Annotated in this window: 13 protein-coding genes; 5 read left to right on the forward strand and 8 right to left on the reverse strand. The window is 76.5% G+C overall.

Annotation, left to right across the window (positions count from 1 at the left end):
* Positions 1-263: 263 nt before the first annotated feature.
* The 3 genes from ACFC1F_RS39010 (at position 264) to ACFC1F_RS39020 (ending at position 1,841) form a co-directional block, all read left to right on the forward strand.
* Positions 264-680 (forward strand): hypothetical protein, encoded by a 417-nt coding sequence (locus ACFC1F_RS39010; protein WP_376165893.1) that lies wholly within the window; start codon positions 264-266, stop codon positions 678-680.
* Positions 681-759: 79 nt separating this feature from the next.
* Positions 760-1,506, forward strand: a complete 747-nt coding sequence (locus ACFC1F_RS39015) for a hypothetical protein (RefSeq protein ID WP_376165895.1) — start codon at positions 760-762, stop codon at positions 1,504-1,506.
* On the forward strand, positions 1,503-1,841 hold the full coding sequence (locus ACFC1F_RS39020; RefSeq protein WP_209412641.1) for a transcriptional regulator: 339 nt from the start codon (positions 1,503-1,505) through the stop codon (positions 1,839-1,841). The genes ACFC1F_RS39015 and ACFC1F_RS39020 overlap by 4 nt, the downstream gene beginning before the upstream one ends.
* Before the next feature lie 199 nt (positions 1,842-2,040).
* On the opposite strand, the gene ACFC1F_RS39025 is transcribed toward ACFC1F_RS39020, so the two are convergent.
* On the reverse strand, positions 2,041-3,207 hold the full coding sequence (locus ACFC1F_RS39025) for an alanine--tRNA ligase-related protein (RefSeq protein ID WP_376165897.1): 1,167 nt from the start codon (positions 3,205-3,207) through the stop codon (positions 2,041-2,043).
* 477 nt (positions 3,208-3,684) lie between these two features.
* On the opposite strand from ACFC1F_RS39025, the gene ACFC1F_RS39030 reads away from it, so the two are divergent.
* The gene (locus ACFC1F_RS39030; protein ID WP_376165899.1) at positions 3,685-4,059 is read left to right on the forward strand and encodes a hypothetical protein; all 375 of its coding nucleotides are present in this window, start codon (positions 3,685-3,687) and stop codon (positions 4,057-4,059) included.
* Between the two features lie 110 nt (positions 4,060-4,169).
* Here ACFC1F_RS39030 and ACFC1F_RS39035 read toward each other — a convergent pair whose 3' ends face one another.
* The 6 genes from ACFC1F_RS39035 to ACFC1F_RS39060 form a co-directional block, all read right to left on the reverse strand.
* A complete protein-coding gene (locus tag ACFC1F_RS39035; RefSeq protein WP_376165901.1) occupies positions 4,170-4,553 on the reverse strand; it encodes a bleomycin resistance protein in 384 nt (127 codons plus the stop codon).
* Positions 4,554-4,647: 94 nt separating this feature from the next.
* Positions 4,648-5,514, reverse strand: coding sequence for an NmrA family NAD(P)-binding protein (locus ACFC1F_RS39040; protein ID WP_376165903.1), 867 nt, complete (start codon positions 5,512-5,514; stop codon positions 4,648-4,650).
* The gene (locus tag ACFC1F_RS39045) at positions 5,511-6,026 is read right to left on the reverse strand and encodes a hypothetical protein (RefSeq protein ID WP_376165905.1); all 516 of its coding nucleotides are present in this window, start codon (positions 6,024-6,026) and stop codon (positions 5,511-5,513) included. The genes ACFC1F_RS39040 and ACFC1F_RS39045 overlap by 4 nt, the downstream gene beginning before the upstream one ends.
* Before the next feature lie 183 nt (positions 6,027-6,209).
* Positions 6,210-6,731 carry a MarR family winged helix-turn-helix transcriptional regulator gene (locus ACFC1F_RS39050; RefSeq protein ID WP_376165906.1) on the reverse strand — a complete coding sequence of 174 codons (522 nt, stop codon included), beginning with the start codon at positions 6,729-6,731 and terminating at the stop codon, positions 6,210-6,212.
* 325 nt (positions 6,732-7,056) lie between these two features.
* A complete protein-coding gene (locus ACFC1F_RS39055; RefSeq protein ID WP_376165908.1) occupies positions 7,057-7,509 on the reverse strand; it encodes an SRPBCC family protein in 453 nt (150 codons plus the stop codon).
* Positions 7,510-7,695: 186 nt separating this feature from the next.
* Positions 7,696-8,550, reverse strand: coding sequence for a hypothetical protein (locus ACFC1F_RS39060; RefSeq protein ID WP_376165910.1), 855 nt, complete (start codon positions 8,548-8,550; stop codon positions 7,696-7,698).
* Positions 8,551-8,795: 245 nt separating this feature from the next.
* On the opposite strand from ACFC1F_RS39060, the gene ACFC1F_RS39065 reads away from it, so the two are divergent.
* Positions 8,796-8,927: a hypothetical protein gene (locus ACFC1F_RS39065; RefSeq protein WP_376165912.1), complete on the forward strand. Its 132-nt coding sequence runs from the start codon at positions 8,796-8,798 to the stop codon at positions 8,925-8,927.
* Between the two features lie 86 nt (positions 8,928-9,013).
* Here the strand turns inward: ACFC1F_RS39065 and ACFC1F_RS39070 are convergent, their stop codons facing one another.
* Positions 9,014-11,974 (reverse strand): hypothetical protein, encoded by a 2,961-nt coding sequence (locus tag ACFC1F_RS39070; RefSeq protein WP_376165914.1) that lies wholly within the window; start codon positions 11,972-11,974, stop codon positions 9,014-9,016.
* Positions 11,975-12,128: the final 154 nt, after the last annotated feature.

Below are 12,128 nucleotides of genomic sequence, written 5' to 3' on the forward strand. Positions count from 1 at the left end.
CTCCCTCTCCCCCGCTCAGTACCCCGCGCCGGCCCCCGGCGGGGGGTCCCCGCCCCGGCGGCAGCCCGCCGCCGACGCCCCGCCGGCGCCCCGGCCGGCCGGTTGGCGCCCACCGCCTCCGGCCGGGCCGGCGTCAATGCCGCGCCGGGGCGCTCCGCCGTCCGGGTGGACCGCCGCAACGGCATCGCACGCCCCTCGTTCAACCCGAGTGCCCGCCGCAAACAGAGCGGCGGGCACACACCCCAGGGAAGAAGGAGGACCTGATGCACCCGGTCGTCGCCAGGGCCGCAGCACTCGCGTCCGCGGCCGCCATCGTCCTGCTCGCCACCGCCGCACCGGCCGGCGCCGCAGCGGGCCGGCGCAGCAGCGACGCCTGCACCCACAACTGGTCCGGCCCCAAGGTCTGCATCGCCATCGACGGGCACGACGACTGGGCGCGGCGCCTGACGGTGACGTGGACCAACCCGGGCAAGGCGACCAGGTCCACCGCGCTCCTCCACGAGGGCGACCACCAGGTCGAGGTCCACGAGCGGATGACCGGCACCGCCCGCGACGGGAGGATCACCGCCGAGTGGACCGACATCGAGGTCGCCTGGGGCCGTCTGTGCGGCAGCTTCACCGACACCCCGAACGTGTGGGCCTGCGTGGACATCCACAGCGGCGGCGCGTACTCCAGCTGACTTTCCGTCAGCCGGTCTCCGGGTCCTGCGGTGGCGCAGCTCTCTTGCCACAACTGGTTTGTGATGCAAAGCTGATTTCATGACAGACGCATCAGTGCCTTCGTCGGTGACACCCCGTGAACTCCTGGCCGACCTCGGCAACTTGACCCGCCAGGTCCGCGCCGTCCAGCGCGGTACCTGGTTCCCCCTCCTGCTGCTGGGCGTGCTCACGTTGGGCGGAATCCTGGTCGGCCGCCTGACCTTCAAGGTCGAGACCGTGCCCTGCCCGACGGGTGACGCCGCGGCGGGCGGCGGCTGCACCCTGATCACCCAGGGCTCGGCGGTGTACTGGCCCGTCGGGCTCGCCCTGGCCTACGCCGCGACGGCGTTCTTCTACATCCGCCGCTCCCGCAACCGCGGGGTCGGCACTGCGGTCAGGCCGTACGTCACCACCGGGATCGTCCTGGTCGGCCTGGCGGGTGCAACCGCGTTGTGGAGCCTGCGCCACGGTCTGCCGCAGCCCGGCGCCCCGGTCGACTTCTGGGGTCTGCACCTCGACCCCGGTTCCGGGACGACGATGTTCCTCGAACGGCTCGCCGGGAACGCCACGGCGGTCGGGCTGCCGCTGCTGGTGCTGTCCTGGGTGGAGCGCAGCCTCGCCCTGGCGCTGCTCGCCGCGGTGTACCTGGCCGTCGAGCTGGTGCCGCTCACCACCGGCTGGGCGGGGATCGCCCCCGCCTCGCCCTGGTCCGCCCTGCCCCACTTCGCCGTCCCCGGTGTACTCCTCCTGCTCGGCGCGCTCGGCTTCGGCCTGGCCCAGCGGCCCCGTCGACGTGCTGCGTCATGACCGCTCGGCCCGACCCGCATCCCGTCACCGGCCTGGACGACGTCGTCCACCAGCGAGTCCGCCTCGGCATCCTCACGGTCGCCCACCAGGCGCGCCGGGTCGAGTTCGGCTTCCTGCGCACGGCGCTGAGCCTGACCGCCGGAAACCTCAGCCAGCACCTGGCCGTCCTCGAGAAGGCCGGACTGGTCGACATCGAGAAGGGCTACGAGGGCAGACGTGCCCGCACCTGGCTCTCCCTCACCCCGGCCGGTGACCGCGCCCTGCGGGACGAGGTCACCCAGCTCAAGCGGCTCATCCACGAGATCGAGCACGGCGGCCCGCCCCCGGAGTCCTGACGGGGGCTCCCTCCGGGGCGGGCCGGCCGTGAGCGGCTCCCGCCGGCGGCCGGCTGCCCGGGAAGAACCGTTGACCGGATTGCCCGCCGGGAACTCGCTGTGGCTGCGCGGTGGATCCCGTTCCTCGTTGCCGGGGATCCGCCGCGCAGGGTGGTCACGTCCCGAGAACCGTTCGGCTCCGGTGCCGTGGCCCGGGTCGTCACTGGGGCCGCAGGTCCAGGACCAGCTCGCGGGGCAGGCCGTGGGTGTCGTGGAGGTAGTGGAGGTCGTCCTCGGTCAGCGGGCCGCGGAAGCGGGGGCGGGAGAGCACCTGGCGGCCGCGGTCCAGGAGGCGGCCGAACCGGTGTTCCTCGTCGAGCAGCACCTGGCGCACGGACTGCGGGTCCACGTCCTGGCGGAAGCGGTCCAGGGTGTGCCGGACCAACTCGACCGGCAGGTCGCCGAGTCCGCGCTGCGGGTCGCCTTGGCGCAGCACGGTGAGCACCCGGCGCACCAGGCGGCGCAGCACGTATCCGCGGCCGGTGTTGGACGGGCGGACGCCGTCGCCGATGACGACGATGGCCGAGCGCAGGTGGTCGCAGACCAGTCGCAGTGACGGTTCGTCCAGCTGCCACAGGGGCGGGACGAGGCGGCGCCAGGGGTCGAAGACGTCGCTGCCGAAGACCGAGGAGCGGCCCTGCAGCAGCGAGGAGAGCCGTTCCAGGCCGAGTCCGGTGTCGATGTTGCGTTGGGGAAGCGGGACGAGCGTGCCGTCGTCGAGGCGCCGGTGGCGCATCATCACGTGGTTCCACACCTCCACCCAGCGGTCGTCCCGGGTGGGCGTCGACCGCGGCGGGGTGTCGCCGGTCCACAGGAAGATCTCCGAGTCCGGGCCGCACGGGCCGGTGGGTCCGTTGGACCACCAGTTGTCCTCGACGGTGAGTTCGGCCGGCACGCCGAGGTCCTGCCACAGCTCCAGCGAGCTCGTGTCCGGGCCGACCTGGTCGTCGCCGCCGAAGACGGTGACGTGGAGCAGGCCCGGATCGATGCCGAAGCCGTCGGTGAGCAGGCCGTAGCCCCAGTCGAGGCTCTGCGGGCCCTCGTAGTCGCCGAGGGACCAGGTGCCGAGCATCTCGAAGACGGTCAGGTGGGTGGGGTCGCCGACCTCGTCGAGGTCCGTGGTGCGCAGGCAGCGCTGGACGTTGACCAGCCGCCTGCCGAGCGGGTGCGGGCGCCCCTCCAGGTGGGGTGTGAGGGGGTGCATGCCGGAGGTGGTGAAGAGCACCGGGTCGCCGGGCGGGGGCAGCAGTGTCGAGCCCGTGATCCGGCGGTGGCCGCGTTCCTCGTAGTACTCGGTGAAGGTGCGGACGAGCTGGTCGGTGTTCATGGGGCGGTCCCTTCGCGTGTGCCGGGTGGGGAGGCACCGGACAACAGGGCCGCGCGGTCTTCGCAACCGAGGAGGGGAACGCCTCAGGGCCACCGGCGGACCGTGTCCGGTCGCCGGGGAGAGGGGGTACGTCAAGCGGCGGCAACCGGCGAGCTGGTCGCTCGCGCGGTGGCGGTGTTCGGGCCGGTGGCGTTCATGGCGCCGAGGGTAACGCGGCCGGTGCCCGCGGGGCACGCGGTTTACCGCCCGGACGCCCGGGCGGGGCGGGCGGCGGGCCGGGCGGAGGAGCCGGGCGGGCATCCGGGCGGGCATCCGGGCGGGCATCCGGGCGGGCATCCGGGCGGGCATCCGGGCGCGTCACGGTGCCGTCGGCGCTGCCGGCCCGCGTCCCGGCACCGTGACGCGCCCGGCGGATAATGGCCGGGGCCGCGGGCCGGCTGCGCCGGCGGCACCGATCGACGGAGAGGCAGAGGACGGATGACCCTGGAGGAAGGCCGGCGTGTCCGGTTGGCCGAGGACATCGGGATCGGCGAGGCGGTCGCCGGGGAGCCCGGGGCCGTCGTCGGGTTCCTCTCGCTGGGGGCCGGGGCCGAGGGCACCGTGGAGCGGGTGGACGGGGAGCTCCCGGAGAGCGAGGAGGTCCGCGAGTACCAGCGGCTCAAGGCGCTGTTCGAGGACTACGGGCACACCATGCCGGAGGCGAGCCGCCGGCGGCTGGAGGCGGAGATCGCCGCGCTGGAGCCGCAGTGGGCCGCGTACCGGGAGCAGGGGAAGCGGGTGACGGTCCGGGTCCGGCTGGACAACGGCCTCGTCATCGACGGGGCGCACCAGGACGTCCTCACCCCGCTGTGAGGCAGGACGGGCCGGTGTGGCGTGCGAAGCCGCACCGGCCCGTCGGCCGGTCCCGCGTCGTCGGCGTGACGGACGGGCCGGCCGTCGCCGTCGACGAGTGGCCGTCATGATCACGGCCGGGAGGGCGACGGACTGCCGATCCGCAGCAGGTTCCCGCTGCGGTCCACGAGGGCGAACTCCCGCATGCGGTACGAGGTGTCGGCCGGTGCCGTCAGACGGCTGCCCGTGACGTCGTCACGGGGGACGCCGATCTCGGCCCACGCCTGGTGGAGGGCGTCCGCGTCATCCACGTGGACGTAGCAACTGCCGGCCGTGGCCAGCGGGTCCACCTGCGCATCGTGCTGGAAGTGCAGTTCCACGGACCCCCGGACCAGGATCAGGTAACCGTGCCACCCGGCCCGGGCGCCACGGGACTCGAAGCCCAGGCGGCCGTAGAAGTCGAGCGTCTCGTCCAGGTCCCGGCTCGGCAGGACGGGCACCGCGTACTCGTTCACCCCCCGACCGTAGTCCGTCCCCTCGCCTTTGACGCCCCGCTTCCGGAACGCGTGCCGGACGGCCCGGCCCGCCGTGCCGTGCCGTCCGGGGTGGTCAGCGGAACCGGTGCAGGTTCTCGCCGAGGAAGGCCTCCAGGGTGCGCGGGGCGCGCCCGGCGAGGCGCAGGAAGGTGTCGTCCGGCGTCTCCTTGCGGACCACGGCGAGCTGCTGGATCTCCACCACGTGGGTGGCCAGCCAGTGCGGCATCCGGGCCCGGTCGACCAGGTGGGCGTGCAGCTCGGACGGGCTCAGGTCGAGGTAGCGGACCTGCCGGCCGAGCAGCCCGCCCAGCAGTGCGGTGAGTTCCGGGTGGCTGTAGGCCCGCCCGCCGGTGAGCGGGTACGTGCCGCCGGCCAGCTCCGGGCGGGTGAGGACCTCGGCCGCGGCGTCCCCGATGTCCCGGACGTCCACGTAGTTGCACCGCGCCTGGCCCGTCGCGCCGTGCACCACCCCGGCGGCGGCGATGCCGGGCGCCAGGAGCAGCAGCTTCTGCATGAAGGCGTACGGCCGCAGGACGGTGGCGGTGATGCCGCAGGCGCGCAGCCGCTCCTCGACCAGGTGGTGGCCGCGGGAGACGGCGACGGGGGAGTCCGGCTCGGCGGCGGGTGCGGAGACCTTGACGATGTGCCGCACGCCGCAGTCGGCGGCCGCCTCGATCGCGTTCAGCTCGTACCGGACCTGGTGCGGGCCGTTGGCCATGGTGAGGAAGAGCTGGTGCGCGCCGCGCAGGGCCGTCCGCAGGGACTGCGGGTCGGCGGCGTCGGCGGGGAGGACCGCGGTGCGGGCGAGCGTGTGCTCGTCGAGTGCGGCGGCCAGGCGGGCGGGGTCGCGGCTCAGGGCGCGGGCCGGTGCGCCGAGGGCGGTGAGGCTGCGCAGGGTGGCGCCGCCGGTGGCGCCGCCGGCGCCCATGATGACGATCATGATGTCTGCCTTTCGGGTCGGGGTGTGGTGGGGAGCCGGTGCTCCGGCGTGAGGGTGGGGTGGGTGGGACGGGCAGGGTGGGTGGGGCGGCTGCCGCGCCAGCGCCAGGTGGTGACGGTGGCCGCGATCGCCGAGGAGAGCGGCAGGTCGACCGGCAGCCGGCGCGGCCACGGGCTGTGGGCGAGGGCCGGTACCTGCGGCAGCCAGCGGGCGGCGGCGAGGCCGGCGGCCAGGCCGAGCGCCGCGGCGGCCAGGCCCAGGACGGCGGCCGCGAGCGCGCGCGGGGTCCGGGCGGGCCGGGTGCGGACGGGGCGGCGGCGCAGCGTGGCGCCGAGGGCGGCGGCCACCAGGGCGGAGGTGGCGCCGATGGTGGTGAGGGCTGCGGCCACCAGCTGCGGCTGCCGGGTGACGGCCCCGCCGAGACCGGCCGTCACGGCGGGCATGGCGTAGGCGGCCAGGACCTCGCGCCACAGGACGAAGGGCGGCGGGGCGCCGGGGGCCTTCTTGCTCATGGGTTGTCCCTCTCTGCTGATGTGATTAGGGAGCTAAGTATTTGTGCTTAGGCACCTAACTATTGGGCCGTAAGGAAGGCGGGCCGCCCGGCCCGCCTCGCCCGAGCGGGGCCCGCTTCCCCGGGGCCGCTCCCCCGGGATCAGTCCCCGGGGGGGGCAGTCCTCGGGGCCGGCCCCCGGGGGTCAGTCCTCGGTGAGTGCGTCGATGCCCGCGACCACCCGGGCCAGCAGGGCGAGGAAGGTGGCGCACTCCTCGGGGGAGAGCCCGCCGACCAGTGCCTGCATCCGGGCGAAGTGCTCGGGTGCCAGGTCGCGCAGCTTGCCGGCGCCGCGCGCGGTGAGGATCACCACGTTGCCGCGCCCGTCCTCGGTGGACGGCCGGCGGGCCACCAGGCCCTCCCGCTCCAGGCCGTCGACCAGTCCGGTCACGGTCGCCCGGGAGACGCCGAGGCTAGCCGCGAGCTGGGAGGGCGACTTCTCGCCGCCGTGGTCCTCCAGGTCGGCCAGCAGCCGGTAGCGGCCGGTGGAGAGGCCGAAGCGGCCGAAGTGGACCTCGCCGGCCTGGCCGATCCGGGCGCCGGCCGCCATCAGCCGCGCCGCGACCAGGACCGCCTGCGGGTCGGCCGCGAGGCCGTAGCGGGCGATCTGGCGGCGGGCCTGGTCGAGGGTGGGCGCGACGGGGCCGGTCCCGGGATGCTGGGTCACGAGAAGTAATATGGTGCCTAATCAGATCTCCGGTCAAGCGGAGCCCCGGCGGCGCGGCTCCCGCTCCGGCCCGCCCGGGGCCGCGGGCGGGCCCGGTGTCCGGGCCGCCGTGCCCGGGGCCGCGGGCGGGCCCGGCTGCGAACGTCCCCTACGGCACCGAGGCGGGCCCGGGCGTCCAGCGCGTCGTCGGGAACTACTTCGGCGTGGTCTCCCGGCCGCTGCCGTAGCCGCAGTCCGGCCCGACCCGGCCCGGCCCGGCCCGGTGGAACGGCCCCGACCGCAAACGGCGGCGCAGCGCCGCCGACGGCATCGGCGACGGGCGCCGTCAGCCGCCGGGGGCCGGGCCGGGGCCGGCCGGGGTGCCGCGGTCCTCGACGAACCGCTTGAAGCGGCGCAGGTCGCCCCGGACCTGGCGGTCGAGGATGCCCAGCTTGTCGGCGGCCTTCTCGGCCAGGCCGGTGGGCTGGAAGGCCATGGTCATCCGCACCCGCGTCCGGGCGTCGTCGAGCGGCTCCAGGTCGACCGTGCCGGTGTGCTTCACGCTCTCGCCGGTGGTGCGCCAGGCGACCCGTTCCCCGGGCACCCGCTCGACGATCTCGGTCTCGAACTCCCGGGCCAGCCCGGCGATCTTCGTACGCCAGTGGGCGTGGCGGTCGTCCAGCTGCCTGACCTCCTCCACGCCCTCCATGAACTGCGGGAAGTCCTCGAAGGTCGCCCACAGGTCGTAGACCACGCGGACCGGCACGTCCACGTCGATCGACTCCACCACCCTGCTCATCGCCACACCTCTCCGGGCTGTCGCCGCAGGCGGCACCCCTTTCAATCTGGTCCCTCGGCGCGGCGGCGGCAAGCCGGTCCCCCGCCGGGTGCGGCCGAGAGGGCCGCCCCGCCGGGGTGCCGGGGCCGGCCGCCCGCGCCGGCAGCGGGTGCCGCACCCGTGGCCCCGGGTGCGGCTCGGAGGGGCTCAGAGAACCGCGTGGAAGGCCCGGCTGAGGCGCGCCGCCTCCTCGACCATGTCCATCCGCCCGGCGGTGGGCAGTTCCGTCCGGCTGTAGCCCTTCACCTCGGCCCGCAGCCCCTGCGGCATGTCGACGGCGTCGCTGAGATAGAACAGCTCGGTCCGCGCGCCCTCGATCTCCGGAGCCGACGGCCACTCCCCCGCCGCGACAAGGGCGATGCCCTGCAGGGACTTGCCCAGCAGGAACCAGCGGAACTCGGCGCGCGAGGTCCGCTCCTCCACCAGGGCGATCACCTCGGCCAACACGCCCGAGAAAGCGGTCAGGACGGCCAGGCCGGCCTCCTCGGCCTCGCCGGTCTGCTCCAGCCTGGCCCTGATCCCGCGCAGCGGTGCGGTTTCGGCCTCCTCCAGGCCGATCACCCGGAGCGCGGCCAGGAACTCCTCGAACAGGCCGGACTCGGTCCGCTGGAGCGTGACGGCACTGCCCACGCCGCAGCCGGCCCGGAAGAGGGACAGCGGCCGGTTCCCGGCGGGCCCGGGCGCCCCGGGGCCCGCCTGCGCCGGGACCGGGGCAGTGGCCGGGGCCGGACGTACGGACCACTCGACGGCCGCCCGCTTGCGCAGGCGCTCCGCCCTCGCGGTGTCCCCGTCCAGGTGCTGGACCAGGAGCTCCAGGTTGCCCGCGCCGATGAGCCGCGTGCCGGTGAAGAACGGCGCCAGCGTGCTGGGCGCCAGCCCCACCTCCCTGCCCATCCGGGCGTACGACGGCTGCCCCTGGCCGCGGTGCAGTTCGTCGAGGTACTCCAGCAGCGCCCGGACCGCCCCGTCGGCCGGCCACCTGTCCTTGCCGAAGCCTGCCATCCCCGCCCTGCCGTTCTCGTCCCAACCGGTCCTGCGCCCGCGGGCGTTCGCGGAACGTACGCCCGCCCGGCCGGGGTGTCCGGCGAACACCCCCGGCCAGTTGTACCCGGTCCCCCGCCGCCGCGCCCCGCCTTCGGCAGAACGTCCGCACTCCGTACTCCCCGGCCGGGCCCGCCCGACGATTGAGGAGCGCACAGCAGCGGAGCCGGCCGGCCCGTCCCACCACCGACGAGGAGAGACCCCGCATGAACACCTGGCTGCCCCTGGTCCGCGCCGCCGGCGACATCGCCGCCTTCGCCACCGCGCTCATCGGCGCCCTCACCACTCTCGGCCGCCGCCGCGCCGCCAAGCGGCCGCCCGCCCGGCACGACGCCTGAGCACCGCTCCGGCGCTGACCGTCCCGGCCGGGACGGTCAGCGCCGGTCAGGGCCGGGACGGTCAGGGCCGGTCAGGGCCGGGACGGTCAGGGGTGGTCGCCGGCCCGCAGGTGGGTGGTGACCTGGCGGCGGCCGCCGGTCAGGGCCTCGGTGAGGACGGCGAGCGCGGCCAGCGCGGCGAGGGCCGCCGCCGGCAGGACGAGCGGCCCGGCCGCGGGGCGCAGGCCGGCCGGCACCGGGGCGCCGACCAGGGCGGACAGGTCGACGGCCGGGCCGAGCAGGACGACGGCGGCCAGCGCGGCGAGGGCGCCGCCGGCCGCGGCCGTGAGGGTCTGCGGCAGCGTCTCGGCGAGGATGAGCGCGAGGCCCTGACGGGAGCGCAGGCCCATGGTGCGCAGCCGGGCGAGCAGGGCGGCCCGGTCGGGGGCGGCGCGCAGCAGGGTGAGCAGGAGGGCGAGCAGGGCGAGCGCCCCGGCGGCGGTGACCGCGTGGCGGAAGAAGCGGGCGGCGGCGTGCTGGAGCGGGTCCCTGGCGAGGTCGGCGGTGACGGCGGCGCTGGTACGGGTCAGGTAGCCGCTGCGCAGGGCGTCGGGGTCGTTGCCGACGACGGCGGCGGAGGCGGTGGGCCCGGCGGTGGGCGGGGCGCCGGGGTCGGCGAGGTCCGAGGGCGGGAGTTGGCGCACCAGGGCGGCGAGGGCGGGCTCGTCGATGCGGCCGACGGCGAACCAGTCGGTGGCCCTGGCGAGTTCGGGCAGCACGGCGGTGGCCGCCGGGGTGGGCAGGACGATGAAGGGCCGGGTGGCGCCGGGCAGTGCGGGAGTGGCGTCGACGGCGCCGGCGCGCACGGCGAGCACCTCGCCGCCGCTGGGCAGCCGCAGCCGGTGGCCGCCGGGGCCGAGGTGGCGTGCGAGGTCGGCGCTGAACAGGGCGGGGACGGCGGGCGCCGCGGTGCCGGGGGCGGGGGCGGTGCCGGGGGCGGCGGACGATGCGGTGCCGGGGGCGGGGGCGGGCGGTGCGGTGAGCACGGCCGGGTCGAAGGTGCCCGTCCCGACGGTGCGGGCGATCCGCGCGTACGCCTGGGGTTCGGCGACGACCAGGGTGACCTGGGTGGCGTGGGGGTCGACGCCGGTGCCCACGCCCGGGACGCCTTCGAGCAGGAAGGCCTCGCTCTCCAGCCGGACGGTGGTGGCGGCCTCCACCCCCGGCAGGGCGGCGGCGGCCGGGCCGAAGCCGGGTGGCAGGGTGCGCCCGGCCGGTGCCGCGGCGGAGGCGTCCGCGCCGACGGTGAGCCGGGCGGCCTGCCGGCGGGCGAGGCCGACGCCGTCCAGGACGGTCGAGCCGAAGCCGGCGGTGGTGACGGCGAGCACCAGGGCGAACAGCGGCAGGGTGGAGGGACGGGGCCGGCCGCCGGTGCCGCGGGCGGCGCGGGCCAGGCCCAGGAAGCCCACCAGTGCGGGGCCGCGGGCGGCGGCGCGGGCCGCCGCGGCGGCGAGCAGGGGCAGCAGCCGGGCCAGCAGCAGTGCCGCGGTGAGGGCGATCAGCAGGGGCGCCGCGACGAGCAGCAGGTCGGGGCCGTCGCCGGGCGGTGCGGCGCCGCGGCGGCGCTCACCGGCCACGGCGGCGGCGGTGAGGGCGAGGACGGCGGTCTCGGCGCACAGGCGTACGCGCCGGGCGGCCCGGCCCCGGTGGCGGTCCTGCCCCGGTGGCAGCGCGGCGCGGACGGGGACGGTGAACAGCGCGAGCACGGTGGTGACCAGGGCGGCCGTGACGGCCGCCGTCCAGCGCGGGGTGGGCAGCAGCCACAGGGCCAGTGCCGTGGCCGTCGCGGCGGCCGGGAGCACCGGCGCCGCGGCCTCGCCGCACAGGCGCAGCAGGACGCCGGCGGCGGAGGCGCCGCGGGCGCGCAGCAGCCGCAGTTCGGCGCCGCGTCGTTCGGTGGTGAGGGCGGCGGCCAGGGCGAGGACGATGCCGGCGATCCCGGCGACGGCCGCCGGTCCGATCGCGGCCAGGGGTGCGACGGCGCCCTGGCGGGCGGCGGCCTGGGCGAGGTGGCCGGGCAGGCGGGAGACGGTCGTCAGGTCGGGGCGTGCGGTGGCCGCGCCCAGGTGGGCGGCGGCGGGGCCGGTCAGGTGGGAGGCGAGGCCGCGCTGGGCCTCGGGCAGCCGGTCGGCGCGCAGGGCGCCGGTGTCGACGGGCAGCCGCCAGAAGTCGCGTGCCGGGCGGCCGCCCCAGGCGGCGAGGGTGCGCAGGTCGTCGCCGCCGACGATCCCGGCGGTGTGCCAGAAACGGGTGTTCGGGTCGCTGAGGGAGCGCTCCAGGCACGCCCGGCCGGTGCAGGGCAGGTCGCTCCAGTACGGCTCGGCCTGGTCGGTGACGGTGTAGAGGCCGCTCACGCGGACCTGTCGCGAGGTGGCGGAGTCGTCCTGGAGGACGTCGCCGAGGCGGATGCCGATGGTGTCGGCGGCGGCGCGGCTGACGGCGATGGGGATCGGCTCGCCGGGGGCGGAGCGGCCCGGCCAAGCGCCTGCGACCAGGGTGGTGTGCTCGGTGAGGCCGTGCAGGTAGAGCAGGTGCAGGGTGGGGTTGGAGCGGCCGTCGGGGCGGTCCAGGCCGGGGTTGGCGAGGGCGCGGTGCTGGACGGCCTGGGCGCCGAAGACCGCTCCGGAGGGCGCCACGGAGTAGCCGGGGCCGGTGGCGGCGAGGAGTTCGGCGGCCACGCGCTCCAGGTCGGCGGCACTTTCGGCGCGGTCGCCGAGGGGTGCGGAGGCGGAGCTGGTCAGGCTGGTCTCCAGCGGGCCGCGGTCGTGGAGGAAGTCGCGCAGCGCGGCGTCGGCGCCACGGTCCAGGGCCCGGGGGAAGGCCGCGGCCAGGAACACCAGGGCGAAGGCGAGGACGGCGGTGAGCAGCGCGGCGAGGGGCTGGGTGCGCAGCCTGGTGCGGACCCAGGGGGCGGGGCGGTGCTCGCCGGCGGGGCGGTGGCCGCCGGCGGGGCGGTGGTCGCCGGCGGGCGTGGCGGGGCGGCTGCGGGCGGGGGCGGGGCGGGTCACGTGGTCCTTCCGTCGGACGGGGCGGCGGTCACCGACGTTCCGTCACGGGGTAGCGGACGATGGTGTCAGGGCGGGGGCCCGGAACGGAAGGGACGCGTGCGGAGCTTGTGCCGAAAGGGCAGGTCCGGTACGGACGTTCGGGCAACGGCGGGGT

The organism is Kitasatospora sp. NPDC056181 (genome assembly GCF_042266225.1).
Lineage (GTDB): Bacteria > Actinomycetota > Actinomycetes > Streptomycetales > Streptomycetaceae > Kitasatospora.